Source organism: Polycyclovorans algicola TG408, from assembly GCF_000711245.1.
Classification (GTDB): domain Bacteria; phylum Pseudomonadota; class Gammaproteobacteria; order Nevskiales; family Nevskiaceae; genus Polycyclovorans; species Polycyclovorans algicola.
In genome coordinates this window covers 2544236-2569531 of sequence record NZ_JOMH01000001.1, presented here as the reverse complement: position 1 = coordinate 2569531, position 25296 = coordinate 2544236, and the positions used below count along the sequence as shown (strand labels likewise).

24 protein-coding genes and 1 tRNA gene are annotated in these 25296 nt (G+C 64.0%); 6 read left to right on the top strand and 19 right to left on the bottom strand.

Annotation, left to right across the window (positions count from 1 at the left end; all coding sequences use genetic code 11):
- The first annotated feature begins 61 nt into the window (after nt 1-61).
- Nucleotides 62-583, top strand: coding sequence for an FHA domain-containing protein (locus U741_RS19425; protein WP_052378767.1), 522 nt, complete (start codon nt 62-64; stop codon nt 581-583).
- 223 nt (nt 584-806) lie between these two features.
- On the opposite strand, the gene U741_RS0112285 is transcribed toward U741_RS19425, so the two are convergent.
- The 6 genes from U741_RS0112285 to tadA form a co-directional block, all read right to left on the bottom strand.
- Nucleotides 807-1451 (bottom strand): 3-oxoacid CoA-transferase subunit B, encoded by a 645-nt coding sequence (locus U741_RS0112285; RefSeq protein ID WP_029890752.1) that lies wholly within the window; start codon nt 1449-1451, stop codon nt 807-809.
- A complete protein-coding gene (locus U741_RS0112280; protein WP_029890751.1) occupies nt 1451-2164 on the bottom strand; it encodes a CoA transferase subunit A in 714 nt (237 codons plus the stop codon). Before U741_RS0112280 ends, U741_RS0112285 begins: the two co-directional genes overlap by 1 nt.
- Complete coding sequence (locus tag U741_RS0112275) at nt 2165-3034, bottom strand: HpcH/HpaI aldolase/citrate lyase family protein (protein WP_029890750.1); 870 nt, start codon at nt 3032-3034, stop codon at nt 2165-2167. It lies immediately after the preceding gene.
- Nucleotides 3031-3495: a MaoC family dehydratase gene (locus U741_RS0112270; protein WP_029890749.1), complete on the bottom strand. Its 465-nt coding sequence runs from the start codon at nt 3493-3495 to the stop codon at nt 3031-3033. The genes U741_RS0112275 and U741_RS0112270 overlap by 4 nt, the downstream gene beginning before the upstream one ends.
- A gap of 166 nt (nt 3496-3661) precedes the next feature.
- On the bottom strand, nt 3662-4192 hold the full coding sequence (locus U741_RS0112265) for a MarR family winged helix-turn-helix transcriptional regulator (protein WP_052378766.1): 531 nt from the start codon (nt 4190-4192) through the stop codon (nt 3662-3664).
- 51 nt (nt 4193-4243) lie between these two features.
- Nucleotides 4244-4777, bottom strand: a complete 534-nt coding sequence (gene tadA, locus U741_RS0112260; RefSeq protein ID WP_235200381.1) for a tRNA adenosine(34) deaminase TadA — start codon at nt 4775-4777, stop codon at nt 4244-4246.
- A gap of 89 nt (nt 4778-4866) precedes the next feature.
- Here tadA and U741_RS0112255 point away from each other — a divergent pair.
- Nucleotides 4867-4942, top strand: a tRNA-Ala gene (locus tag U741_RS0112255).
- A gap of 109 nt (nt 4943-5051) precedes the next feature.
- Entirely contained in the window at nt 5052-5315 is a 264-nt protein-coding gene (gene rpsT / locus U741_RS0112250; protein WP_029890746.1) for a 30S ribosomal protein S20, read from the top strand.
- A gap of 199 nt (nt 5316-5514) precedes the next feature.
- On the opposite strand, the gene U741_RS0112245 is transcribed toward rpsT, so the two are convergent.
- The 11 genes from U741_RS0112245 to mtnA form a co-directional block, all read right to left on the bottom strand.
- The gene (locus U741_RS0112245; RefSeq protein ID WP_029890745.1) at nt 5515-6687 is read right to left on the bottom strand and encodes a phosphoglycerate dehydrogenase; all 1173 of its coding nucleotides are present in this window, start codon (nt 6685-6687) and stop codon (nt 5515-5517) included.
- Nucleotides 6688-6730: 43 nt separating this feature from the next.
- Nucleotides 6731-7813, bottom strand: coding sequence for a 3-phosphoserine/phosphohydroxythreonine transaminase (gene serC / locus U741_RS0112240; protein WP_029890744.1), 1083 nt, complete (start codon nt 7811-7813; stop codon nt 6731-6733).
- Between the two features lie 47 nt (nt 7814-7860).
- Nucleotides 7861-8268, bottom strand: coding sequence for a PIN domain-containing protein (locus U741_RS0112235; protein ID WP_235200367.1), 408 nt, complete (start codon nt 8266-8268; stop codon nt 7861-7863).
- Nucleotides 8262-8513, bottom strand: a complete 252-nt coding sequence (locus U741_RS0112230) for a ribbon-helix-helix protein, CopG family (RefSeq protein ID WP_029890742.1) — start codon at nt 8511-8513, stop codon at nt 8262-8264. Before U741_RS0112230 ends, U741_RS0112235 begins: the two co-directional genes overlap by 7 nt.
- Nucleotides 8514-8584: 71 nt before the next feature.
- Complete coding sequence (locus tag U741_RS18515; protein WP_161776221.1) at nt 8585-10954, bottom strand: GGDEF domain-containing protein; 2370 nt, start codon at nt 10952-10954, stop codon at nt 8585-8587.
- Complete coding sequence (locus U741_RS0112215; protein WP_052378764.1) at nt 10951-11772, bottom strand: crotonase/enoyl-CoA hydratase family protein; 822 nt, start codon at nt 11770-11772, stop codon at nt 10951-10953. The genes U741_RS18515 and U741_RS0112215 overlap by 4 nt, the downstream gene beginning before the upstream one ends.
- Nucleotides 11773-11778: 6 nt before the next feature.
- Nucleotides 11779-14490: a DNA gyrase subunit A gene (gyrA, locus tag U741_RS0112210; protein ID WP_029890740.1), complete on the bottom strand. Its 2712-nt coding sequence runs from the start codon at nt 14488-14490 to the stop codon at nt 11779-11781.
- Between the two features lie 83 nt (nt 14491-14573).
- Nucleotides 14574-15860 (bottom strand): PepSY domain-containing protein, encoded by a 1287-nt coding sequence (locus U741_RS0112205; RefSeq protein ID WP_029890739.1) that lies wholly within the window; start codon nt 15858-15860, stop codon nt 14574-14576.
- Entirely contained in the window at nt 15857-17908 is a 2052-nt protein-coding gene (locus tag U741_RS0112200; RefSeq protein WP_029890738.1) for a TonB-dependent receptor family protein, read from the bottom strand. The genes U741_RS0112205 and U741_RS0112200 overlap by 4 nt, the downstream gene beginning before the upstream one ends.
- Before the next feature lie 58 nt (nt 17909-17966).
- Nucleotides 17967-18332, bottom strand: coding sequence for a DUF2946 family protein (locus U741_RS0112195; RefSeq protein WP_029890737.1), 366 nt, complete (start codon nt 18330-18332; stop codon nt 17967-17969).
- A 704-nt stretch (nt 18333-19036) separates the two neighbouring features.
- A complete protein-coding gene (gene mtnA / locus U741_RS0112190; protein ID WP_029890736.1) occupies nt 19037-20038 on the bottom strand; it encodes an S-methyl-5-thioribose-1-phosphate isomerase in 1002 nt (333 codons plus the stop codon).
- Nucleotides 20039-20093: 55 nt separating this feature from the next.
- On the opposite strand from mtnA, the gene U741_RS0112185 reads away from it, so the two are divergent.
- From U741_RS0112185 to U741_RS0112175, 3 genes are read left to right on the top strand one after another with little or no spacing between them, the layout of a single operon-like run.
- Nucleotides 20094-21410, top strand: coding sequence for a TRZ/ATZ family hydrolase (locus tag U741_RS0112185; RefSeq protein ID WP_029890735.1), 1317 nt, complete (start codon nt 20094-20096; stop codon nt 21408-21410).
- The gene (locus U741_RS0112180; RefSeq protein ID WP_029890734.1) at nt 21407-22282 is read left to right on the top strand and encodes a MipA/OmpV family protein; all 876 of its coding nucleotides are present in this window, start codon (nt 21407-21409) and stop codon (nt 22280-22282) included. Before U741_RS0112185 ends, U741_RS0112180 begins: the two co-directional genes overlap by 4 nt.
- Before the next feature lie 19 nt (nt 22283-22301).
- Nucleotides 22302-22871, top strand: a complete 570-nt coding sequence (locus tag U741_RS0112175) for a dioxygenase family protein (protein ID WP_043110275.1) — start codon at nt 22302-22304, stop codon at nt 22869-22871.
- A gap of 3 nt (nt 22872-22874) precedes the next feature.
- Here U741_RS0112175 and U741_RS0112170 read toward each other — a convergent pair whose 3' ends face one another.
- On the bottom strand, nt 22875-24014 hold the full coding sequence (locus U741_RS0112170) for a pyridoxal-phosphate-dependent aminotransferase family protein (RefSeq protein WP_029890732.1): 1140 nt from the start codon (nt 24012-24014) through the stop codon (nt 22875-22877).
- 232 nt (nt 24015-24246) lie between these two features.
- Nucleotides 24247-25176, bottom strand: a complete 930-nt coding sequence (locus U741_RS0112165) for a hypothetical protein (protein ID WP_029890731.1) — start codon at nt 25174-25176, stop codon at nt 24247-24249.
- Nucleotides 25177-25296: the final 120 nt, after the last annotated feature.

The window sequence follows — 25296 nt, the reverse complement described above, 5'->3', positions numbered from 1 at the left end:
GCTCGGTATATGCTCCACCGGTGGCAAGGGCCACTCATCAATGGCGGGGGCCACGGACCAAATGAATGAGGAAGCGCCGCGTAGCAAGCAGGGCCCGCAGGGCACACAGTTCTTCTCCAAAGAAGATCTGGATCGTCTAATTTCAGGCGCAGTCACCGAACCCCCGAAAGGTGCGCCTGTGGCGCTTCGTGGCGCGTCAGAATCCGTTGCTGGGCGCCTGTTTGGGCTCGACCAGCCACGGGTGCTCGTCGGTCGCAGTGCGCACTGCGATATCGTGGTCAACGATCCCAGCATCTCCTCCGAGCACGCCCGCCTCGCCTCCGCACCCGGGGGCTGGGTGATCACCAATCTGCTCTCGACCAACGGTACGTTTGTGAATGGCAAACGTGCGACCACGGTGCCGTTGAAGCACGGTGATCACGTTCGCATCGGGCGCATTGAATTCGTGTTTGAGATGCCTGACGGTCAGTCGGGCGCGACACCCTCACAGCTCCGATCACGCACTGCAGCGTGGGTCGGCTGGTCTGTGGTCGTGGTGTTGGCCGTTGCCGCCGCTGTTGTGGGGTGGTGGCAGCTCAGTTGAAAGAGCAAATGAAGGTTTTCTCGCCCCCCAACCGTGAAACTTTGATGATGAGAACGCGCTTCGTCCGCAAGCACGGCGGTGGCGACATCATCAAGCCCGGAACAAACCAAGGCGTTGCTCGAGCCGGGCGTGGCCTTTGGTCAAGGCGATCTGTTAGGGCGACCCGCACTGCGATAAAAAGGCTGCCCTGGAAGGGGCAGCCTTCGCTTGGCCAACGGCTCCTCTAGCGCAGCGCGACGCTGAAGGTGGCTTCGGTTTTGGCGGTGATCTCGTCTAGGGTCACGCCGGTCGCCAGCTCGGTGAGCGTCGCGCCGCTGCCATCGGGGTTGATCTCGAACACACCAAGATCGGTGATCAGTAAATCGACCACGCCCTTGCCGGTCAGCGGCAGGCTGCATTCCTTCTTGAATTTGGAGTTGCCGGCCTTGTCGCAATGGTCCATGACCACGACCACGCGCTTGACGCCGGCGACCAAGTCCATCGCGCCGCCCATGCCCTTGATCATCTTGCCCGGCACCATCCAGTTGGCGAGATCACCGTTTTCGGCGACTTCCATGCCGCCGAGAATGGACAGGTTGATGTGGCCGCCGCGGATCATCCCAAAGCTGTCGGCACTCGAAAAATAGCTGGTGTGCGGCAGGTCTGTGATGGTCTGCTTGCCGGCGTTGATGAGGTCGGCGTCTTCTTCGCCCTCATAGGGAAACGGGCCCATGCCGAGCATGCCGTTTTCACTTTGCAGGGTGACGGTCATCCCCTCGGGGATCATGTTCGCCACCAAGGTCGGGATGCCAATCCCGAGGTTGACGTAAAAGCCGTCACGCAGTTCTTTGGCAGCACGCGCCGCCATGTCGTCACGAGTCCAGGCCATCAGGCGTTCTCCGTCCGCGGGCGGGTGGTCCGCCGCTCGATGTGTTTGTCGTAGTGGGCGCCGACCACGATGCGATCGACAAAAATGCCCGGGGTGTGAATCTGGTCCGGGTCAAAGGTGCCGACCGGGACGATCTCTTCCACCTCGACCACGGTGACCTTGCCCGCCGTGGCAATCATCGGGTTGAAGTTGCGTGCGGTCTTGCGATAGATCAGGTTGCCTTCGGCGTCCGCCTTCCAGGCCTTGACCAGCGACAGGTCCGACACCAAACCGGTTTCCATCACGTACCACTCGTCGTTGAACTGCCGGGTCTCTTTGCCTTCAGCCACCTTGGTGCCGTAGCCGGTGCGGGTAAAGAAGGCTGGAATGCCCGCCCCGCCCGCGCGAATACGTTCGGCCAGCGTGCCTTGCGGGTTGAATTCGATCTCGATCTCGCCGCTCATGAAGCGGGATTCGAGAATCTTGTTTTCGCCGACATAGCTCGCCAGCACCTTCTTGATCTGGTTGTTGGCCAGCACCAGCCACATGCCGTGGTCATCGCAGCCGACGTTGTTGCCGATCACGGTCAGATCCTTGGCACCGGTATCACGCAGCGCAACGATCAGATTTTCGGGAATGCCGCACAGACCGAAGCCGCCCGACATGACGGTCATGCCGTCAAAAGTCAGGCCGGCCAGGGCCGCAGCGGCGTCGGGATATACCTTGTTGTTCACTCAGTCCTCCTGGGTTAAACCAGCACTGCGCAGCATCTGCTGCGCACTTTTCAGATGCGGTACGTCGAGCATTTTGCCGTCCAGCGACACCGCGCCGGCACCTTGAGCAAATGCGGCAATCACCTTTCTTGCATGGGCAATCTCATCATCGCTGGGCGTGAAGGCCGCGTTGATGATGGGCACCTGGTCGGGGTGAATGGCCACCTTGCCGACGAAGCCGTCATAGCGGGCGGCCAAGCTGTTGTCGCGGCAACCGTCGGGGTTGCGGAAGTCGACGTACACGGTGTCGATGGCCTCAATGCCGAGGCTGTGGCAGGCCAGCAGGCACTGGTTGCGGGCGTACTCGTACATTGACCGCCAGCGGCCATCGGGATAGCGCGGATCACCGGCGCCCAACGCGGTGCTGAGGTCTTCCCCGCCCCACAGCATGCCGGTGAGACGGGGGCGGTGGCGTTGCACCAACTCACCCATGCGCAGCACCGCCGAAGCGGTTTCGGTGCACACCGCCAGAATTTTGGTTTGGCCTGCCGGCACGTTGTTGGCGGCCTCGGCCATGTCGAGGTAGTACCCGACGATGTCGAGGTCTTCCGGGCCGCTGATCTTCGGCAAGACGATGCCCACCGGCTGCATCGGCACCACAGCCGCCAGGTCTTTCAGCAGCTCGCCGGAGGCCAGATCGTTGACGCGTACCCACAGCTCGCTTTTACCGGTGTAGGCGGCGGCGTAGGCGCCCAGCATCTCGCGAGCCAGCGGCTTGCGCGCCGGCAGCACGGCGTCTTCCAGGTCGATGACCATGGCGTCAGCGCCGCAGCTTTCGGCTTTGGCGAGCTTGCGCTCGCTGTCGGCCGGCACGAACAGAAGCGACTTCATGCCTGGGCCGCAGGCTTCCGCAACTGCAGCGCCGAACGTTTGCAGTGGGCCACCAGATCGCCCTTCTGATTGAAACCGCGATGCATGAAGACAACGATGCCGGCGTTGGGGCGCGACTTGCTTTCGCGCAGTTCCAGCACCTCACTCTCGACTCGCAGGGTGTCGCCATGAAACAGCGGCTTGGGGAAGCGCACTTCGTCCCAGCCGAGATTGGCGACGGCGGTGCCATGGGTGGTGTCGTTCACCGAAATGCCCACCATCAGCCCCAAGGTGAAGGCACTGTTGACGATGCGCTGACCGAACTCGGTCTGCGTGCGGCAATACTCTTCGTCAAGGTGCAGCAGCGCTGGGTTGTGGGTGATCGCCGTAAACCAGACGTTGTCGGTTTCGGTGATGGTGCGGCGGATGGGGTGGTCAAATTTCTGACCGACTTTCAATTCTTCAAAGAAAACGCCTGGCATGGTCGGGCTCTTGTCGTTGTGGGGGCAATCGGGCGGCGCGCGCATAACCCTGAAGGGTTGGGCTGCGCCATGGTGCACCAAGAAGACAGGTCACCTCCGTATCAGTGCATATGATAAGCAAGTGTACGAACGAGGTAAATCACCCGTCCACACAAGCCAGCTTTGATCAGTCTGCAGTGAGGGGCCTGCGGCCGGTTGTTGACACCGGAACGCCGTCCATGGCCTTGAGGTTGCCTTTCATCTTGGCCAGAATTTCGATGAGTTGTTGCTCCTCGGTCGCAGTAATGTTCTCCATAATCTGCTGATTCACGCCCAGCGCGATCACTTCAAGCCGGTCCAGCAGCGCCCTGCCCTTGGCCGACAACTGCACGCGCTTCGACCGTCGGTCGTCCGCGTCGGAGACTCGATGAACGAGGTCATTTTTTTCGAGTCGGCTGATCAACCCGCCCAGCGTGACCTTGCCGATATCGAGCAGACGCGCCAGCTCGATCTGTGAAAAACCGTCGTCCTTGGAGCGGTCAAGATTACTCAGCACCCACCACTGCGAGCGGGTGATGCCCAAGGGCTTGAGCCGCTGATCGAAGACCGTGCGGCGCAGCCGGGACACGTCATGAATCAAAAAGCCGGCACGAAATGGCGTCTTCTTAACTTTCGGGTTGACCATGGGCGGTTCGGATGGAAGGTGGTTGAGCTGCATGGGTTTGCACCCTGAAGTCCCAATTGTACGCAAGATAACGAAATGAAAGGATCACCCCCCTGCCCCGCCCTGTCGTCCCGCAATCTCAGCCGGCGCCCGACCACGGCGTTGACGAAAAAAGTCGCGGAGCACCGTCGCGCATTCGGCTTCCAGCACCCCGCCCGTCCAGTTGACGGCGTGATTGAGTCTGGGCCGGGCAATGACGTCGTAAACCGACTGCACCGCGCCGGCTTTCGGATCGGCCGCGCCGAACACGACGCGTGACAGACGTGCGTGGGTGATCAAGCCAGCACACATCACGCAGGGTTCCAGCGTGACGTAGAGCGTCGCCCCGACCAGGCGATAGTTCTGAAGCTGTCGCGCCGCATCGCGCAGGGCCAACATTTCGGCGTGTGCCGAGGGGTCATTGAGCCGGATCGGCTCGTTGTGGCGGCCGGCAACCCGTTGCCCGTCCACCACCACCACCGCGCCGACCGGCACCTCGCCAACATCGACGGCCTGGCGCGCCAACAACAGCGCCTCGGCCATCCAACGCTTGTCGTCCTCTGTCGCGGCGATATTGAGTGCAGCCAATTCGGTCAACAAGTGCCGTCTCCGGGTCGTTTCCGGCAGTCGCGCATGATCAGCAGGGGGCTGGTCGTCAGAAAACTGCATGCTACAATTATCGCTTGATTGGGGCGGTAGCTCAGCTGGGAGAGCGCTGCGTTCGCAATGCAGAGGTCAGGAGTTCGATCCTCCTTCGCTCCACCAATCATCATCCACTCGCGCGGCGCTTGGGCCTGATTTCGGCCAGGTTCGGCGAGTTTTTGTTTTACCGGCATTTCGCCTTCACCTTATTCGATTGATCAGGAGTCACCCTTTGGCCAACATCGCCAGCGCCAAAAAGCGCGCCCGCCAAGCCGTCAAGAACAATGAGCGCAATGTCGCCCAGCGTTCAATGATCCGCACCACCATCAAGAAAGTCGTGGTCGCCATCGACGCCGGCGACAAGGCCGCCGCCACCGCCGCGTATGCCGCCATGGTGCCGGTGCTCGACCGTTACGCCGACCGTGGCCAGATCCACAAGAACAAGGTCGCGCGTCACAAGAGCCGCCTCAACGCGCACATCAAAGCATTGGCCTGAAGCCTCGCGAAGATGCTCAAAAAGCCCTCTTGTCGAGGGCTTTTTTGTGCGTGCTAGTGCCCATGTGCAGCATGAGAAAGTGCTGAATCGTCCTGCTGCAAGGCCCTCATGTTGATCGTAACCCGCCGACGAAAAAGCCCTCGATCACGAGGGCCTTTTTGACGCAGCGACTACCGCGCGTGGCCGGTCAGTCGGTCATTCAGCCGGCAACCTGTCGGACGTCCAGCACGCCGGTGATGCCTTTGATGGCAGCAACAGCCGACTCCGGCGGCGGGGCATCGAGATCAACCAGGGTGTAAGCCAAGTCACCACGCGACTTGTTCAGCAGGTCGGCGATGTTGAGTTTTCCCTTGGCCAGCTCCGTGGAAATCTGCCCCACCATATTGGGCACGTTTTCATTGACGATGGCCAAACGCGTTTTGCCCGGTAGCAGCGGCAGCACCGCCTCGGGGAAGTTGACCGAATTGGTGACGTTGCCAGTTTCCAAGTAATCCCGAAGCTGGTCGGCAACCATGACAGCGCAGTTCTCTTCGGCTTCACCGGTGGACGCCCCGAGGTGCGGCGTGGCAACCACGCGGGGATGGCCCTTGAGCATGACCGATGGGAAGTCGCAAATGTAGGCATGCACGGTGTTGGCATTCAGCGCCTCGACCATGGCCGCTTCATCCACGATGGGCGCGCGGGAGAAGTTCAGGACCACGCCCTGCTTTTTGAGCAGTTTCAAGCGGTCGGCGTTCACGAGATTGCGTGTGGCGTCGATCAGCGGCACGTGCAGTGAGACGAACTGCGCGCGGGACATCAAATCGTCCACCGACACGGCACGACGTACGCGTGCGTCCAGCTTCCAGGCGTTGTTGACGGTCATGGCCGGGTCATAGCCCCAGACTTCCATGCCCAGATCGACCGCCGCATTGGCGACCTTGATGCCAATAGCCCCCAACCCGATCACGCCGAGTGAGCGGCCAGGCAATTCAAAGCCGACGAATTTCTTCTTGCCGGCCTCAACCGCTTCGTGCATGGCCTTGTCGTCACCATCGAGCTTGCGCACGAAGTCCAGCGCCGGGCCGATGTTGCGGGAGGCGAGGAACAGGCCGGCCAAGACCAGCTCTTTCACCGCATTCGCGTTGGCGCCGGGGGCGTTGAACACCGGCACGCCGCGCTTGCTCATGGCGGCGACGGGAATGTTGTTGGTGCCCGCGCCGGCGCGGCCAATGGCCTTCACGCTGGCGGGAATGTCGAGCTTATGCATGTCGGCCGAGCGCACCATGATGGCGTCGGGGTGACTCATCTCGGAGGCGACTTCAAAGCCCTCGCGCGGCAACCGATCAAGGCCGCGAACCGAAATGTTGTTGAGCGTCTGAATCTTGAACATGAAAAGAATTCCGTAAGTAAGTGTGGGTTTGTCGCGAAGCGCTTTAGCCGTGCTGGACGACGAACTGCTTCATGTAGTCGAGTAGCGCGTCGACGCCGGCTTCGGGCATGGCGTTGTAGACGGACGCGCGCATGCCGCCGACCGCGCGGTGGCCTTTCAAGCCGTTCAGACCGGCTGCCTTGGCGCCTTTCAGGAAGTCGGCGTCGAGCTCGGCATTGGCCAGCGTGAACGGGATATTCATCCACGAGCGGCAGGCCTTGTCGACCGGGTTGGTGTAAAAATCCTGCCCGTCCAGATAGGCGTAAAGCTTGGCTGCCTTGCGCTGGTTCACGGCCGCCATGGCCTCAAGCCCGCCATTGGCCAGCAGGCACTTGAACACCTTGCCGGCCATGTACCAGGCAAAGGTCGGCGGGGTGTTCAGCATCGACTCGTTGGCGGCCTGCTCGGCGTAATTGAAGATTGGCGGCAGACCGTCAACAACGGTGCCGATGAGGTCATCGCGGACGATGACGATGGTCAAGCCGGCCGGGCCGATGTTCTTCTGCGAGCCGGCATAGATGAGCCCGTACTTCGAGACATCCACCGGACGCGACAGAATGGTCGAGCTGAAATCGCCGACCAGCGGCACGTTGCCGACATCGGGCGTATCAAGAAACTCCACACCGTGAATGGTCTCGTTGGGCGTGATGTGGCAATAAGCCGCGTCGGGGTTCAGCTTCCACTCGGCGCGATCAGGAATGGTGGTGAACTTGCTCGCTTCGCTGGTGGCGGCAAGGTTGACACTGCAGAACGACTTCGCCGCTTTGGCCGCCTTCTTGCCCCAGTCGCCGGTGACGACGTAATCCGCACTGGCCTTGCCAGCCAAGAGGTTCATCGGGATGAAGCTGAACTGCGCCGTCGCCCCGCCCTGCAAAAACAGGACCTTGTAGTTGGCGGGAATGTTCATCAGGGCGCGAAGGTCGGCCTCGGCTTCGGCAGCGACCTGCATGAACGGCTTGTCGCGATGCGACATTTCCATGATGCCCATGCCCAGGCCGTCGAAATCGAGCATCTCGGCAGCCACGGCCTCGAGCACCGGCTGCGGCAGGGTGGCGGGGCCGGCGGAGAAATTGAAGATACGGCTCATGTCGGGGTGTCCTCGTAAGTAAGCGAATAAGGCGGCGTTGCAGAAAGTCAGGACTGCAACCAGTTCTCGCAGTCGAGCTGCGGAACCTGCAGAAAAACGACCGTGCGCGGCGTGATCAGCACGCGCCGATGGGTAACGGCGGTGGCCGCCAACAGCAGGTCGAACGGCGCCAGCGGCGTTTCGGCCTGGTGTAGATAGGCGCCCAACGTTGCGGCTTGCTGGGCGCAGACCGCGTCGATGTCGAGCTGCCGCACGCTGGCGAAAAAGCTCTTCAAAAGCGGCTCGTGGTGATTGTTCCGGCGGGGCTGACTGCGCAGCGCGGCTTCGATCTCGATTCTCGAGACCGCCGACACCGCCACGTCATCGGGCTTGAGCCGGGCAAGCCGCATCACCACCGGCAGCCGACCTTTAATGGCGGCAACCACGGTTTCAGCATCGAGCAGCACCTTCACCATTGCCCGCCGTCACGCTCGGGTAAGGCCTGACGCCACTGCTGGACATCGAGCGTGTCGTCCATCAACGACGGTGCGGGATTTGCGAAATGCGCCTTCAGGTTGTCGGGCCAATCACGCGCTTCGTTGCGTGACAGCCATTCCTGCACGGCGGTGACGATCAGCCGGTTACGGGTCACGCCGGTACGTGCCACGGCCGCCTGCAGGCGAGCCAAGGTTTCGTCATCGATGTGAACGCTGAAGTTCATGGGCGCGCATCCTAACAGGTGCTGTTAGGTTATGCATAAAGAGCCCGCCGCGATGCGTGTTGGTCTCAGGATTAGGGCATGGCCCCACCATTCCAAGCCGCGAGTTGATCACGGCCGCCACGTTTCGCGGCATAAAGCGCCCGGTCCGCGCGCTCTAACAGTTCACTGGCCAGCGCCTCCAGCGACGCGCCGGGCGGCAGATCTCCGGCATGCGCCAATCCGGCCGAGGCGGTTACCACCGCGCCCACGCCAGGTGGCGCGCTGATCTGGAGGTCCGCAATACCGCTGCGCAGGCGTTCAGCCAGCTGCCGGACCCGATCTGGATCAGCGTCAAACCACACGGCGGCAAACTCCTCACCGCCGAGGCGCGCCGCGAAGTCGTGCGGACGACGCATGCTGCCCCGAAGGTGCCGTCCCACGGTGCGCAGACAAGCGTCGCCCGCCGGATGACCAAAGTGATCGTTGAAGGACTTGAAATGGTCAAGGTCGAGCATCAGCAGCGTGACATTGGCGCGCTGGCGTTTTGCGATGCGCAGGGTCTGCCGCAGTGCATCGTCGAAGTGATGGCGATTGGCGAGCCCGGTCAGCGCATCGGTACAGGCCAACGCATCGAGCCGCTGCTCGCGCTCAAGACTGACGCGGGCCGAGCGCTCGACCAACCACGCGAAGCGCAGGGTCACCACGACCATCAGCAGCACGGTGAACACTTCGAGCAGACGACGCGTGTCCAGTTCGAAGGCCCATAACTCGATCCCCAGAACGATGAACGTGCCGACCAGGGTGGCTGGCAGCATCTGCGGCAGTCGCAATTGCACGACGGTGAGGCTGAGCAGAATCGATGCCGGCATGATCAGCGGCACCACATCGAAACCCATCGCCAGCTGGGCCGAGCGTGACAACATCTGGACCGTCAGGATCACCCACACTGCGCCGATATACAGCATGGCCGAAAGCCGAAACATGCGCGACCAGGCGTTGCCCAGCAGTGCCAACAGCGTGGCGGGGAGCAGCCCGATCAGCAGCGTCGCCTGCCCCAGTCGACCGGCAGCCTCATTGTCAAACTGAAGCACCGGCTTTTGCAGGATCAGGATCATCGCAATGGCGCCGAGCAACCCGACCAGAATCAGTCGGCGGGTGCTGCGGCCTTGGGCCTCGAACCGGGCGCGAAAGGTCGACTCGAACGATTCGCCCCACCCGGGTGCGTCGGCCGATGCCGATGACCACTCGGGCAAATCGTCATCGTGTAACACGGGTGGTCGCGATGCGAAGTGGGGGGCGTCGGGGTCGGCTGTCCGCGATACCTTCAGCTGATCGCGGCCGGCGTGCTTGGCCTCGTAGAGCGCGGCATCGGCACGGTTCAGCAATTCGCCGGCGAGGTCCGAGGCAGGCCGACCTGCGGGCGGCGCGACGATTTGAACAAAGCCCGCCGACGCGGTCACGGTCTTGCCGCGCCCTGGGGCCGGGGTCATGTTCAGCGATGCGATGCCGGCCCTGAGTGCCTCGGCCATGCGCAGGGCGTCTTCGGGGCCGGCATCGAACCAGATGACGGCAAACTCCTCACCTCCCAACCGTGCGGCGATGTCGTGAGGACGCCGAGTGGCCCCTTTCAGGTAACCGCCAATCGACTGCAGGCAGGCATCACCTGCAGGGTGTCCAAAGTGGTCGTTGTACGACTTGAAATAATCAACATCGAGCACCAGCAGCGCAACCGTCTTGCGCTCGCGCGCAGCGATGCGGAGGGTCTGTTGCAGCATGCTGTCGAAATGTCGGCGGTTGGCAAGACCGGTCAACGCGTCGGTGCAAGCCAGCTCGTTGAGCCGCCTCGCGCGCAACCAGCCCTGGCGGTTCCAACGCTCCATCTCATAGGCTGGACTCATCCCGACCAGCGCCAGGGCAACAGCCGCCACGATGCCGAACAGCTGATCGGTATCGGTTTCGAGCGCCCAAAGCTCGACCCCGACGATAAATGTGAGTCCGCCCAGCACGGCTGGCAACAGAATCAGAAAGCGAATCTGCACCACGATCAGGCTCATCAGCAGCCCGACCGGCACCATCAGCGGCATCACGTCGTGGCCAGCCTGCAGGCAGACGACGCGCAGCCACATCAGACAGACGATGTCGAGCAGCGCCGCGCCAATGTAAAGCGGTGCTGACCAGGCACGCAGCGGACTCCAGGCGCTGCTGAGGCCACGCATGGCGGCCGGAATCAGCACCGCGCCGATGGCCAACTCGGTCATCGGGACCACGTCATCGGGCAAGTCGAGAAACAGACTGTGAAAGGCCAGCAGAAAAGCCATGCCGAACAGCAGTACCAACCACACCTGGCCACGCAGCACTTCGCCCTGCTGCTCGAAGTGGACGCGGAACTCAGATTCCAAGGGGCGCTCGAAGCGGATCGGCTGCAGGACCTGTGCCAACGCGTTCTTCAGCATCGTCGTCATCGCCGGAACCGTGAGGGTCGGTATGCGCCGCCCGCACCGCCCATGTGCTTGCTGACGGCTTGTCGCTGATTGAAGCGTCCCATGATGCGCCGCTGCCATTTGCGTTCGGCCGCCAGCGCGCCGTGATCGCTTGCCGCCTCCGAGGCATTGAGCAGCTTCTTCGTCGCGTCAATGGCATCGGGCGAGCGGCCAAGCACCTGCGCCAGCCACCCCCGCGCGGCCGTCTCGGGATCGGCATGCACCTCGGTCACCAAGCCGATTCGCTGGGCTTCCGCCGCTTCAACCACACGGGCGGTGAGCATCAGATCGAGCAGGTGATCGCGCTTGAGCAGGCGCCGCAACGTGACCATGGCGCCCATGTCGGGCACCAGCCCCCACTTGGCTTCCATGATCGACAGACGGGCATCGGGCGTCGCGAAGCGCAGGTCGGCACCCGCCGCCAGCTGCAGGCCGGCGCCAAAGCAGTTGCCATGAATGACGGCGACCACCGGCACCGGCAGTTCGCGCCAGACCAGATTCACCCGCTGGAAGATGTTGCGCACCGGCGAAAACATTTCGAAGGCCACGCGCAGCAGGCGGTGCTTGTCGCGCATCACGCCCTTGACGTCGAGGCCCGCACAGAAGCTGGGGCCCTCGCCCTTCAATATCACCGCTCGAATGCTGGAGTTGCGCCGCACGTGGCGGGCCGCATCCAGCAACGCCTGGATCATCGGGAAGTCGACCCCGTTATGTTTCTCGGGGCGACTAAGATTGACAGTGGCGATGCCCCCGTCATCCACCGCGAGCCGAACCCGGCGCCGAAAGGTAACCGGGTTCATCTGGTCTTACGCGTCGGGTTCTGGGCTCGCCGGTGTCTCGGGAGCGTCGTTGCCCACCGAATCAGCGGCGTCGCTGTCATCGATCACCTCTTCCTCAACGGCAAAGCGATCAATGCCCACGATCCGGTCACCGGCGTCGGGCTTCATGATGCGCACGCCCTGGGTGTTACGCCCGGCGACTCGTACCTCGGAGGCGCGGGTGCGGATCAGCGTGCCGAACTCGGTGATCAGCATGATTTCGTGGGTGTCATCGACCACCAACGCGCTGACCAGATCGCCGGTCTTGTCGTTGAGTGAGTGGGCGATGACGCCCTGGCCGCCGCGACCGCGCAGCGGGAACTGGTCGATGGGCGTGCGTTTGCCGAAGCCCTGACTGGTGACGGACAACACATCCAACGCCGACTCGGCCACGATCATGGCAATGACCTGCACATCAGTCGCGGTGTTGCTGGTGTCTTCGGCCTCGGCCTCGTCACCTTCTTCAACCGCCACGACTTCTTCGGCGTCGTTGCCGCCGCCCGCGCGAATCAATCGCATGCCGCGCACGCCGGTGGCGCCGCGACCCATGCTGCGCACGCCCGCTTCGTTGAAGCGAATGACGCGACCGGCGTCGGAGAACAGCAGGATGTCGTTTTCGCCGGAGGTCAGCGCCACGTTGATGAGTTCGTCATCCATGCGCAGATCAACGGCGATGATGCCGCTGCTGCGCACGTTCTGGAAGGCTTCCAGCGGCGTCTTCTTCACCGTACCGCGGCGCGTGGCCATGAACACGTAGTTGGCGTCCTGGAACGACTGGATCGCCAGGGTGACGTTGATTTTTTCGCCATCTTCCAGCGGCAGGATATTGTTGAACGGCTTGCCGCGTGAGCCGCGCGAACCGGCTGGCAACTCGAACACCCGCAATTTGTAGGCGCGACCGCGTGAGCTGAAGCACAGCAGGGTGTCGTGCGAATGCGCGACCCACAGGCGGTCAACGAAGTCTTCATCGCGCATGCTGGTGGCCATCTTGCCGCGGCCGCCGCGCTTCTGGGCTTGGTATTCCTCAAGCGGCAACGCCTTGACGTACCCGGCGTGCGACAGCGTGACCACCATGTCCTGCGGGGTGATCAGGTCTTCGCGGGCAATGTTGAGCGCCGCGTCGGTGATCTCGGTGCGGCGGGCGTCGCCAAAGGCATCACGCACCGCTTCCAGCTCTTCGCGAATGACGTTGAGCAGGCGCGTTTCGGAACCGAGAATGTCGAGGTAGTCGAGGATGGCGTCCAGCAAGGTGCGGAACTCCTCGATGATCTTGTCCTGCTCCAAGCCGGTCAGGCGCTGTAAGCGCAGATCGAGAATGGCCTGGGCCTGGGCCTCTGACAGGCGATAACCCGGATCAGGCTGCTCACCGTGGATGATGCCGAACTCCGCGGCCAACTCGATCGGGCGCGACACGTCGGCGCCGGCGCGTTCCAGCATCGCCAACACTGGACCGGGCTGCCAAACGCGCTGCATCAGTCCGGCCTTGGCTTCCGCCCCGGTTGGAGAGCGGCGGATGAGTGCGATCACGTCATCGATGTTGGCCAGTGCCACTGTAAGGCCTTCCAGCACATGGGCGCGTTCACGGGCCTTTCGGACCAGGTAGCGCGTCCGGCGTGTCACCACTTCACGGCGATGGCGCAGGAAGATTTCCAGCAGTGACTTCAGCGACAGCAGCTTGGGCTGTCCCTGGTCCAGCGCCACCATGTTGATGCCAAACACGGTCTGCAACTGGGTGTTCTGGTAGAGGTTGTTGAGAACGACTTCGGGGTTTTCACCGCGCTTGAGCTCGATGACCATGCGCGTGCCGTCCTTGTCGGACTCGTCACGCAGCTCGGAAATGCCTTCCAGACGCTTTTCCTTGACCAGCTCGGCAATCTTTTCCAGCAACCGCGCCTTGTTCACCTGGTAGGGAAGCTCATCGACGATGATGGTCTGGCGATCATTACCGTTGGGCTCAAGGTGGGTGCGGGCGCGCAGCACGATACGGCCACGGCCGGTGGTGTAGGCGTCAATCACGCCGTGGGCGTCAAGCATCAGGCCGGCGGTGGGAAAGTCTGGCGCCGGAATGAATTCCATCAACTCGGGAATGGTCAGTTCCGGGTTGTCGATCAGCGCGATACAGCCGTTGACCACCTCGGTCAGGTTGTGCGGCGGAATGTTGGTGGCCATACCCACCGCGATACCGGCACTGCCGTTCACCAAGAGCAGCGGCACGCGCGTCGGCAACACCACGGGCTCGTGTTCGGCGCCGTCGTAGTTGGCCTGGAAGTCGACGGTCTCCTTGTCGATGTCGGCCAACAGCTCGTGCGAGAGCTTGGACATGCGAATTTCGGTGTAGCGCATGGCGGCCGGCGAGTCGCCGTCGACACTGCCGAAATTGCCCTGCCCGTCCACCAGCACGTAGCGCATGGAGAACGGCTGGGCCATGCGCACGATGGCGTCGTACACCGCCGAGTCGCCGTGCGGGTGGTATTTACCGATCACGTCACCGACCACACGCGCCGACTTCTTGTATGGCTTGTTGAAGTCGTTGCCCAGTTCTTTCATCGCAAACAGCACGCGGCGGTGCACGGGTTTCAGGCCGTCACGCGCATCGGGAAGGGCGCGCCCCACGATCACGCTCATGGCGTAATCGAGGTACGAGCGTTTCATCTCGTCCTCAAGATTGACGGACAAGACCTCCTTGGCAAATTCACTCATCTGGCGTGCCCCGCGGCGCCTTTCAACTTTCTGGGTTGTGGCGCCGATTTGATTGGATTTTTAGACCCAAAAGTTTAACACGCTCAGGCCTTTGCGCCCCTTTTTCTGGTGCGTGCCCAGAGGCTCAGCCCCACTGCCGCCAAGACCAGTAGGCCGGTAGCGAAAGCGCTCATCAGGGCATCCCGCCCAAGGCGCTCCAGGCCGTCGAACAACTGCCATTTGTGAATCTGATTGAAGGTCCACAACTCGGCACGGTCCAGCATTGAAACCTGCGCTACGACCCGCCCCTGGCCCAAGTCAACAAACTGCCGCTGGCCGTCAGCACCCGTCACCCGCCACACCGGCAAGCGGCGATTGACGAAACCGTAGTCCGGCGCAAATGCGGTCACCAGACTGACCTCACCCTTGACGCCCGCGACTTGCTGGGTCAGCGCACTGGGGCTCAGCGTTACGGCGCCGTCTTGGTAGTGACCATCGCCGTTCAGCACCCACGGGTTGCCCTCGTGTAGCCAGAGCCGCCGTGTGGGCACGCCCCTGAATGACGACAGGGCCGCTGGATGGATCGAGCCCCAAATCGGCGGCGCGGCGACCGGCGCCAAAGCGCTGTGTGCCAAGTGCAGGGCGCCGGTTCCGGTCCACGCCAACAACGGCAACAGCAGCGCCGCCCCGGCCCAGCGATGCAGGCGTCGCAGGCCTCGACCGGCAGGGCGTCGCCACAACATTCGCAGCCCTGCAAAGGCCACGACCCATACCGCAAACAACAAACCGCCCATCAGCGGCACGCGCAGCCACGGCAATCCGTCCAGCGGGGCCAGGGTATGCACGTTGCGAAATACGGCGCCTAACAGTCGCCTGCGGACATCCGTAACGCCCACCAAGCGATCCTCGGCCGTGCTGACCTCAACCTCCATTCCGTCGGCGAAACGCACCCGCCATGCCGGCAGGATGCGGTTGATCTCGGGGTAGTCGGTCGAATGGGCGGTGAAATGTTCAGTGCCCGTCACCGCCCCCGTCTGACCGCTGTAATGGCGTGCAAGCTCGATGGCGTAGTCGGCATCGCGGTCGGTGAATGGGCCTTCGGGCGTCGCCGCGTAAAGCAGGGGCGCATCGGACGCCACCCAAAGCTGCACCGCCACCTCGTGACCCAGCATGACCTGCCGCAGACCAGCCACACCGTCGACGCCAGCGTGTTGCAGCCCGTCAATCCAGCCGTCGGCCAACAGACTGAGCACCGGGGATGGCGGCTGAAAAGTCACCGCGCGCGGCCCCAGCAGGGTCATCAATGGATGGCTCAGTCCCGACAGCGCCCAGCCGATGACGGCGATGGCCGCCCACACCGAGCATCGGCGATGCCGGTGGCGGGCCATCATGTGCGCGGCACCCAGCGCAGACCCACGAAAATGCCGCGCCCTTCGCCGGGCCAGAACGCCGCCTGTTGCGCCGGTGCCAACGCGGTGAAGTCTGCCGAGGTCGAGACGCTGTTGATGTAACGACGGTCCAGCAGGTTTCTGCCGTCGATATACGCACTGAGACCCTGACCCAGCTCGGTGCTCAAGCTCAGGTTGAGCACCGCATAGCCAGGCGTTTTTTCGGTATTGGCAAAGTCCACCCACATGCCGGACGGGCTCCATTCCACCTGCGGGCGCACGGTGATGCCGATGGGCGTGTGCAAGCTCAACTCGCTGACCAGCAGGTGCCTGGGCACCCCGGCCAGGCGGTTCTTGCGGTAGCTACGATCGTCGTCGAAGCGGAAGTCGTTGTGGGTCCAGGCCAGCTGATGCGCCAACGCGTAGCCCGCATCGTGCGCCCACAACGGCGCGCTGGCGCCGGCCTCGACGCCCTGCAGCACGGTCGCGTCGCTGTTGAAGGTGGCGGCCGGAATACCGGCTGCCGGATCGACGCTGAAACCCAGCAACTGGTCGTCCACGGCTGCGCGATAAGCGCTGATCTCGTAGCGAAGCACACCCAGGTCACCCCGGGCACCGACCTCCGTCGTCCAGGCTTTCTGCGCCCGCAGCGGCACAAAGCCGGGGTTGCCCGGCTGGTTGGTCTGGTTGAGCTCTGAAAATGTCGGTGGCTCGAAGCTCCGGCTGACATTGGCGAACAGTTGGTGCGCCTCATCCGGTCGGAAAATCACCCCCAGTTTTGGCGACACGCCGTCGAAGGTCTTGGCGGCGCTCTGTCCCACATTGAGGCGATTGGTGAAATCGCGTGTGTCGCGAATCACCTGCACGCCGCTGATCAGCGTCCAGTCCGGTACGAAGGCCCATTCATACTGCCCGTAAAGACTCAGATGACGGGCCCGCTCGCGGTTGTCGCTGCGCTGCTCGGCGAAGCCGGCGCCCGACAGCGGCGCGAAGAGACGCGCATCGTTGTCGCCGTCGCGCAGGTTGACGCCGACCGTGGTCCGGTGCGCGCCGGAGGCAACCCCGTACTGCACGCCACCGCCAAAAAACTGACCCGTCTGATCGATGATGCCGAAGCCCAGCGGATGGAACAGGGCCTTGTCGAAGATGTAGCCGGTGAGCGCCAGCTCTCCGGGCCCGATGGCCAGCGTGGTGCGGTTCGAGACCCGGGTGGACTCGATGTCGCGTGCCGCCCGATTGGCAACGTTGGTGTCCGACGTGCCGCGCGGATCGTTCAGTGCGTCCGCGCGGGTTCGGGTGCCCGGCAGCCGCTGACGAATCGTGTTGTGCGCCAGATAGAAGCGTGTCTCGCCGCGCTGACCCAGCGGGATGCCGAGGTTGCCCGACCCTCGGACACTGCGCCCAAAGGCGTTGTCGCGCCAGCCTTCGGCGCTGGCGAGGGTGACGCTGGCGAATGCGTCATAGCCCCGCCCCTTGCGGGCAATCTGCGCGTTGCCACGCCGGGTTTCGAAACTGCCACCATCGACGCTGAAGCGATAGGGCTCGGTGGTCAACGCCGTCGGTGTCTCGATGACAATCGCACCGCCAAGGCTGCTGGCGCCGTGTACCAGGCCATTGGCCCCTTTGTAGACCTCAAGGTGGCGAATCACCGCCGGGTCGATCTCCTGAAAGTCGCCGCTGCCATCGGCCAGATTGATCGGCACGCCGTCCTGCAGCAAGGTCACGCCGCCGAGATGAACATTACGACCGAGGCCGGAGCCGCGAATCACCAGTCGGACCTCTTCGGCAAAACGCGGTTGGGCGAACACGCCCGGCACCCGGCCCAAAGTGTCCCTGAGAGTCAACGCGTAGCGGTCCTCGAAGGCCTCGCGCCCGACCACGGCAACGCCGCCGGGGGCACGCTGAATCTCCTCCCGCGCCGCGGTCACCGAAGCGCCTTCGATGGCCTTGCCGGTCACGGTGATCTGGTCCATCACCGTGGGCGCCGCCGCCTCGGCACGCAAGCCCGAAAGCGCCAGCGCGCAGGCGCACACAACATAGATTGATTTCACGGATTCACTCACCGAATTGACGATTCATCACCGCGCATGGGCGGCGACAGCACTGACGTCAGATGAGTGGCGGCGGACCTCGGGCAACGGGTTGCAGCGGTGGACCGCGCGGGATCGCATTCACGGGGTCATGCGCGGGGATAGCGCCCGCCACGAAGATCGGGAGGGCGGTCGTAACGGTGCTGGGCAGCGCGGAACCCGCCAAGCTGGCACACAGCGGACAGTGCTCGTCGCCGTGATCCATCATCGCCAATGGTGGGCTGCCGTCGCCCTGCCCCAGGTCGAGCACAACTGTGCCGCCGTTGAGGCCGCACAGTCGGACCTCGAAGCCCGATTCGCCGGGCATCGCCATCACCCCTGCCGGCATCAGTCCGCGCCATAGCAGCGCAAGGGCAATCAGCAGATGGACGAGGGGTCGGTTCACGATGCGCGATGATAAATCACGGTGGCCTGGGAAGCCGCGATGGCATCTTGAGCGTTGTGTGTTGACGCGTCATGGGGAGGTCGAAGACGCCCGTCTCGGATTCAGACTTAGCGCCCGATCTGGTGAGCGTGCCGTTTGGGTTTCAGAGGTTTCAGTGCTTGATTTGATCGCTCAGTGGCCGGGACTGCCCCCGGCGGGGCACCCACTTTTCTACTGCTAGAAAAGTAAGCAAAAGAGCCACCCCATGTTTCGGCTTTGGGCTTACAGCCCAAAGGCTCCTGCGCTTCTCGCGCCAGGCGGGCTTGCGCAACTCGCTATCGCTCAGACAAGCGCAAGCCTTGATCGCCTGCCACTCCGATGCTCGGCCGAAACAAAGGGGGGAGAACGTCAAAAGCGAAAAGCCGGCGACGGCTTTTGCTTTTCAACCCCCGTCTGACCGGGCCGAGCATCGCAGCAGGGGCGGGATCAGACTCGCGGTTGTTTGAGCGAAGCGAGTTCCGCGAGGCCCCGCACCTGCGAGAAGCACAGGGCACCCCGCGTTAGCGGGGCCCGGCAGTGGGGCACCTTCTTTTGGTTCCCTTTTCTTGGTGCTTCAAGAAAAGGAACTGCACCGCCGGGGGCAATCCCGGCCAGCAGGCCCGTCAAAACGACTGATAAAGGTCTTGAAACCAGCCGGGCGCTGGCAAAATCTGCGCCCACCAACATCACCCCAACTGCGCCCGTATCGCCTCCCCAAACGGCGCCCTGAGCACGCCCTTCTCGCAAACGATGGCGTCAATCAACCCCGCCGGGGTCACGTCAAACACCGGGTTGAAAGCCCGGTGCCCGTCCGGCGCCACGGCCTCGCCGCGAAAGCGGGTCAGTTCGTCGTCAGCCCGCGATTCGATGGGAATGGCGGCGCCAGCGGCTGTCTCGAGGTCAAAGGTGCCACTGGGCGCCACGACCATCACCTTGGCGCCGAAATGCCTCGCGACAATGGCCAACGTCGCGGTGCCAATCTTGTTGGCGGTGTCGCCGTTGGCGGCGATGCGGTCGGCGCCGACAATCACCCAGTCGATCTTCACCGTTTGCATCAGTTGCGCCACCGCCGCGTCGGCAATCATCCGGCAGGGAATATTGTCCTGCTGCAATTCCCAGGCGGTGAGGCGCGCGCCTTGTAGCCAGGGGCGGGTTTCGGTGTGGAACACCTCGGCGAGGCGACCCTCCTTCCAGGCGGTGCGAATCACGCCCAGCGCGGTGCCGTGGCCGGCGGTGGCCAGCGCGCCGGTGTTGCAGTGGGTCAGCACCCGTGATCCCGGCTCGATCAGCGCCGCGCCGAGGGCCGCCATGCGGTGGTTCTGGCGCAGGTCTTCGTCAAAGATGGCGTTGGCTTCGGTTTCAAGTCGCAGGGCTGAATCCGCACCCAGGCCGGTCATGCGTGACAGCGCCCAGTGCAGGTTGACGGCAGTGGGCCGCGCCGCCGCCAGCACCTTGGCAGCCGCGACCACACTGCGCCCTGCCCTGGCGTCCAGCACCAGGCCATACGCCGCCGCAATGCCGATGGCCGGCGCGCCGCGTACCACCATGTCGTGAATGGCCTGCGCGACCTCGGCGGCGCTGGTGCAGCGCACGAAATCGGTCTTGGCGGGCAGCACGCGTTGATCCAGCAATTCCAGCGCGTCGCCACGCCATTGGATGGGTTGGACAGCGGCGGGGGTCAACGTCATTTCACGGGGCTCCGATACACTCATTCTTCGAACCACCAAGTGTAAGGGGCTGCTGTTGCAGAGCATTGATCTATTGGTGCACCCGCGCCATCTGCTGCCGGTGGAACCCGGCCATGTGGTGCTGGAACAAGCCTCGATGGCCATCGACGGCGGCCGCATTCTGGCCATCCTGCCGCGCTCCGAGGCCATGGCCGCCTACCAGCCGCGCGAAACGCTGGAGCTACCCGACCATGTCGTGCTACCCGGCCTGGTCAACGCCCACACCCACGCGGCGATGAGCCTGCTGCGCGGCCTGGCCGACGACCTGCCGCTGATGGACTGGCTCAATCACCACATCTGGCCCGCCGAAGCGGCGCACGTGTCGCCCGCGTTCTGCGCCGACGGAGTTGATCTGGCCATGGCCGAGATGATCAAGAGCGGCACCACCTGCTTCAACGACATGTACTTTCACCCTGACATCACCGCGCAGCGGGTCGACGCGGCGGGCATGGCGGCGGTGGTGGGGCTGATCGTGCTCGACTTCCCCACCAGTTGGGCCAAGGATGCCGACGACTACATCCACAAGGGTCGCGAGGTGCACGACAGCCTGCATGGCCATCCGCGCATCAGCACCATCTTCGCGCCGCACGCGCCCTACACCGTGTCGGATGCGCCGCTGCGCAAGCTGCGCATCTTTGCCAATGAGCTGGGCATCGGCGTGCACATGCACGTCCACGAAACCGCTGCCGAAGTGACCATGGCGGTCGATGCCAGCGGCCAGCGGCCGTGGGCGCGGCTGCGCGATCTCGACATGCTGGGGCCGGACTTCATCGCCGTGCACATGACCCAGCTCACCGACGAGGAAATCACCCAGGCGGCTGAACATAAAATCAGTGTCGCGCATTGCCCGGAGTCCAACCTCAAGCTGGCTTCGGGCTTTTGCCCGGTCGCCAAACTCAAGGCGGCCGGGGTGAACGTGGCCATCGGCACCGACGGCGCAGCCTCCAACAATGACCTCGACATGCTCGGCGAAATGCGCACTGCAGCGCTGCTGGCCAAGGCCGTCGCCCACGACGCCATGGCCCTGTCGGCCACCGAAGCGCTGCATGCGGCAACACTGGGCGGCGCAACCGCCCTGGGTTTGCAGCGGGACATCGGCTCACTGGTGCCCGGTAAGCGCGCCGACTTCATCGCCATCAACTTGAATGATGTCAGCACCCAGCCGCTTTACAACGTCATCTCGCAGGTGGTCTACGCCGCTTCGCGCGAGCAAGTGACGCACAGCTATGTCGCCGGTCAGGCGCTGATGCGCAACCGCGTGCTGACCACCCTGGATGAGCCCGCCATCCTCGCCCGCGCGGCCGAGTGGCGGCAGCGAATTCGACCCGTATGAAGGCCTTGCTTTTGCTGCTGGCCTTGATCGCCGGCCCGACGTTGGCTGCAGACGAATCTCAGAATGCTCCCGATGACGAAGCCAGCCTGTTCGACGGCCGCTTCGAAGCGGGCATTGGCCTCAGCGCCTTTGCCTACCCCAACTACCCCGGCTCGGATCGCGGTCAGGTCGGCGTGCTGCCGTTTCCCTCCATTCGTTACACCAGTGAGCGGCTGCGCCTCGGCGGCGATGGCGCCCGCGCCCGCGTGCCGCTGAACCCGCGCGCCAGCTTCAGCCTCAGCGGCTCGGGCAGCTTGCCGGGCGGGCGCGATGAGCCGCCGCGTCAGGGCATGCCGCGCCTGCTGCCGACGATTGAGCTGGGCCCGACGCTGGATCTGGAACTGGGGCCGTTGGACGACACCCGACAGCGCTACCGCGCCAGCTTTCCGGTGCGCGCCGTGATCGCCACCGACCTGCGCGACACCGAAATGGCAGGCTGGGTGTTCAACCCCACCCTGCGCGCCGGGTTTCGCGTCGGCGACCCGGACCGAGCACGCACCATCTCGATCAGTATCGGCAGCCGCTGGGCCAACGGCCGACACCACGCCTACTACTACGACGTGAAAGACACGTTCATCACCGCCGAGCGCCCCGGCTTTGCCGCCAGTGGCGGTTACGGCGGCAGCTCGATTGGCCTGAGCTGGAGCGAAGGGCACAAACGCTGGCGCTGGGGCATCTTCGGCCGCTACACCAATTTGGACGGCGCACGCTTTCGCAACAGCCCGCTGGTGGAAACCGACTCGGTGGTCGCCGGCGGCGTGTTCATCAGCTACCGGCTTTACCAGAACCGCCCGCCCGATGACGGAATCCAGGACGAGCCGCTGTTGGAATAACCCGCGCGAGGTCGGACCCATGACACACCGCCGCCGTTTGATTCAAGCCGCCGCCAGCCTGCCGCTGATCAGCCTGATGCCGGGGCGGCTGTGGGCGGCATCACCCACACCGGCCTGCGGTGATGACGTCGCGCCAACGCTGGCGCAGATGGCCGGGCCCTTCGTCCGTAACGAGGTGCCGGAGCGCCAGCAGTTGCGCGAACCCGGCATGCCCGGCCTGCCGCTGCGCGTCAGCGGCAGCGTGCGCGACACCGACTGCCAGCCGCTGCGCGACGTTGTGCTGACCTTCTGGCAAGCCAACGCCGCCGGTGATTACGACCTGCAGGGCGGGCAACTGTATGGCCGGCAGCGCAGCGCGGAGGGTCGCTACCACCTCGACACCGTCGTGCCGGGGCGCTATCCGGGCCGGGTGCGGCATCTGCACGTGGCGCTGCACGACGCCAGCGGCCGCCTGCGCCTGACCACCCAGCTTTACTTTCCGGGTGAGCGTGGCAACCGGCGTGACGGGCTGTTCAATCCGGCCTTGCTGATGGCGTATGAAGCGACCGACGAGCAGGCCGACGCGCGCTTTGACTTCGTGCTGGCCTGAGCCTCAGGCGGCGACGGCAACCGAACCGCTCAGCCCTTCTTCCAGCGCGCCGAGCACCCGCTGCACGGCTTCTTCGGTGCAGCCGTGGCCCATCAGTCCGATGCGCCACGCCTTGCCGGCCAGCGCCCCCAGGCCGGCGCCAATTTCGAGGCTGTGGGTGGTGAGCAGCCACTTGCGGAAGGCGGCGTCATCAACGCCCTCGGGAATGCGCAGCGTGGTCAGCGGCGGCAGCCGCTCGGCGACCGGCGGCACGATCTCGATGTTGAGCCGCTGCAAGCCGTCGGCGAGCAGTTTCGAGACGCGGCTGTGGCGCGCCCAGCGGGCTTCCAGCCCCTCGTCCTGCACCAGCCGCAGGGCTTCGTGCAGGCCGTAAAGATTATTGACCGGGGCGGTGTGGTGGTAGGCACGGCGTTGCTCGCCGCCCCAGTAGCCGCCGAGCAGTGAGAAGTCCATGAACCAGCTTTGCACCGGCGTCTTGCGGTTGCGGCAGGCCTCCAGCGCGCGGTCGCTGACGGTCAGCGGTGCCAGCCCCGGCGGCGCGCTCAGACATTTCTGCGTGCCGCTATAAACCATGTCGAGGCCCCAGGCATCGACTTCCAGCGGCACCCCGGCGAGCGCAGTCACGGTGTCGACCAGGCTCAGCGCGCCGGCGTCACGCGTCAACTTGGCCAGCGTCTGCGAATCGCTGAGCGCGCCGGTGGAGGTTTCGGCCTGCACCCACGCGACCAGCTTGTACGGCTTGTGGCTTTGGAGTTGCTCGGCGACCTTGGCCGGATCCACCGCACGGCCCCAATCGAAGCTCAGCGTGTCCACCTCGGCGCCGCAGCGCCGCGCCATCTCGGCCAGGCGCATGCCGAACACACCGTTGATGCACACCAGCGCGCGGTCACCCGGCTCCAGCACATTGACGATGCAGGCTTCCATCGCCGCCGTGGCCGGTGACGAGAACGCCATGGTGAAGGCGTTGCGGGTGCGAAACACGTCGCGCAACTGGCCCTGCAGGGTGTCCATCAGTTCGATGAACGCAGGGTCCAGATGACCGATGGTCGGCGCCGCCTGGGCTTCCAGAACACTCGGCGCGACCGGGCCGGGGCCGGGCCCCATCAGAAAACGCTGAGGTGGACGCAGGGCAATCGAGTTCATTGGATACAGGCTCAGGCAAATCGAAGGCCGCGAAGGCTAGCGCCCTGCCCGCCCGGACTCAAGCCGCTCGCCCGATGAGCCAGACAAAACCAGGGCCTGTTAGGGCCTGTTAACAATTGGCGCATCGCTGCGGCCGAGTCGGTTATGGCCCTGGGCGAAGCGTGGGTGCCGGGACGGTCGAGCTGGCAAAAAACAGCCGACGATGCAGCGCCATCAATAGGGTCAACCGGCCCTATCCCGCGAGCCGGTGTAGCGGCACCACATTGGGATTGGCCGACGGCGGGGCGACGCTGATCGTCCGCTTCAGCCCGGCGCTGTCGGCATCGGAATGGGCATCGGTATCCACTTCGACACGCGACGGTCGATCGCCGCGCAATGTCGGACCCTGCAATGAGACACGCACCAGGGGTTGGCGATCAGGCGCCAAGGCGACAGAGACGGGTTCAACCGGCGAGGCCTCCCCGCGCACCCGAAAGGCCTGCAACACGTGCTGGTCGACCTTTCGCAGCAGATGGCCCTGGGCGTCGGTGATCACGGTCATCAGCGGCAAGGCCTCGACATGGTCTCGCTCGCTGGCCTTCATCAGATGCCATTCAAGCACCGGCGATCGACCCCCCATTTCCGTCACTGGACGCATCAGGCGCCAGGTGACATTGCTGTCCAGTGCAAAGCCGGCCTCGGGCTTAAGTTGGCCCTGCGCTGCGGCGGCCGAGATCAGTGCCCACTCGTAAGCGTTTTCGAGCCGCCAGTCCTGATGCTGCACGGTCACCTGGCCGACGATGCGCGTCAGCAGTGACTCCAGCAACGGCAGTTGGTTGGCCTCACGCAGCGCAAAGAACACCGGAAACTGGCGAATGGAGCAGTTTGCAAAGCAATAGAACTGCGGCCAGATACCGGCAATCTCGATGCTGCGATGGGTGCCCAGCGCGGCGAGGCGCAACTGATCGATGACATAACGTCGCTCGTCGCTGCGGGCCTCCAGCCGGGCATCCAGCGACGACACCTCAGCGAGCGTCACCCGGTCAATCAGGTCAGACCCATAGCCATAAAGGACAAACAGTGAGCGAAACGCCGCCGCTGGCTGATGATGCATCAACGCCGCGGCCACTTCGTAAGGCGTGGCGGCGCGCAGCAATGCATCAGGAGCAGGTGCGGCGGTCATCGGCGTGGCGGCGTCCGGTTGGGGCGAAGGGCCAGATCAGGGTCTGTACGGGTTTTCCTACAGCGACAGTCTGCCGTGGCACCGGCCCCGCCAACAGGTTGCCGGTCAGCCGGTTTCCAC

Bases quoted from the DNA above. Each gene is read 5' to 3' on its own strand.
- U741_RS0112180 (WP_029890734.1), top strand. From the start codon at position 21,407: ATGAAGGCCTTGCTTTTGCTGCTGGCCTTGATCGCCGGCCCGACGTTG.
- U741_RS18515 (WP_161776221.1), bottom strand. From the start codon at position 10,954: ATGACGACGATGCTGAAGAACGCGTTGGCACAGGTCCTGCAGCCGATC.
- U741_RS0112165 (WP_029890731.1), bottom strand. From the start codon at position 25,176: ATGACCGCCGCACCTGCTCCTGATGCATTGCTGCGCGCCGCCACGCCT.
- U741_RS19425 (WP_052378767.1), top strand. From the start codon at position 62: ATGAATGAGGAAGCGCCGCGTAGCAAGCAGGGCCCGCAGGGCACACAG.
- U741_RS0112270 (WP_029890749.1), bottom strand. From the start codon at position 3,495: ATGCCAGGCGTTTTCTTTGAAGAATTGAAAGTCGGTCAGAAATTTGAC.
- U741_RS0112175 (WP_043110275.1), top strand. From the start codon at position 22,302: ATGACACACCGCCGCCGTTTGATTCAAGCCGCCGCCAGCCTGCCGCTG.
- U741_RS0112230 (WP_029890742.1), bottom strand. From the start codon at position 8,513: ATGAACTTCAGCGTTCACATCGATGACGAAACCTTGGCTCGCCTGCAG.
- mtnA (WP_029890736.1), bottom strand. From the start codon at position 20,038: ATGACGTTGACCCCCGCCGCTGTCCAACCCATCCAATGGCGTGGCGAC.
- serC (WP_029890744.1), bottom strand. From the start codon at position 7,813: ATGAGCCGTATCTTCAATTTCTCCGCCGGCCCCGCCACCCTGCCGCAG.
- U741_RS0112275 (WP_029890750.1), bottom strand. From the start codon at position 3,034: ATGAAGTCGCTTCTGTTCGTGCCGGCCGACAGCGAGCGCAAGCTCGCC.
- U741_RS0112285 (WP_029890752.1), bottom strand. From the start codon at position 1,451: ATGGCCTGGACTCGTGACGACATGGCGGCGCGTGCTGCCAAAGAACTG.
- U741_RS0112205 (WP_029890739.1), bottom strand. From the start codon at position 15,860: ATGATGGCCCGCCACCGGCATCGCCGATGCTCGGTGTGGGCGGCCATC.
- U741_RS0112170 (WP_029890732.1), bottom strand. From the start codon at position 24,014: ATGAACTCGATTGCCCTGCGTCCACCTCAGCGTTTTCTGATGGGGCCC.
- gyrA (WP_029890740.1), bottom strand. From the start codon at position 14,490: ATGAGTGAATTTGCCAAGGAGGTCTTGTCCGTCAATCTTGAGGACGAG.
- U741_RS0112215 (WP_052378764.1), bottom strand. From the start codon at position 11,772: ATGAACCCGGTTACCTTTCGGCGCCGGGTTCGGCTCGCGGTGGATGAC.
- U741_RS0112245 (WP_029890745.1), bottom strand. From the start codon at position 6,687: ATGTTCAAGATTCAGACGCTCAACAACATTTCGGTTCGCGGCCTTGAT.
- U741_RS0112265 (WP_052378766.1), bottom strand. From the start codon at position 4,192: ATGCAGCTCAACCACCTTCCATCCGAACCGCCCATGGTCAACCCGAAA.
- U741_RS0112235 (WP_235200367.1), bottom strand. From the start codon at position 8,268: ATGGTGAAGGTGCTGCTCGATGCTGAAACCGTGGTTGCCGCCATTAAA.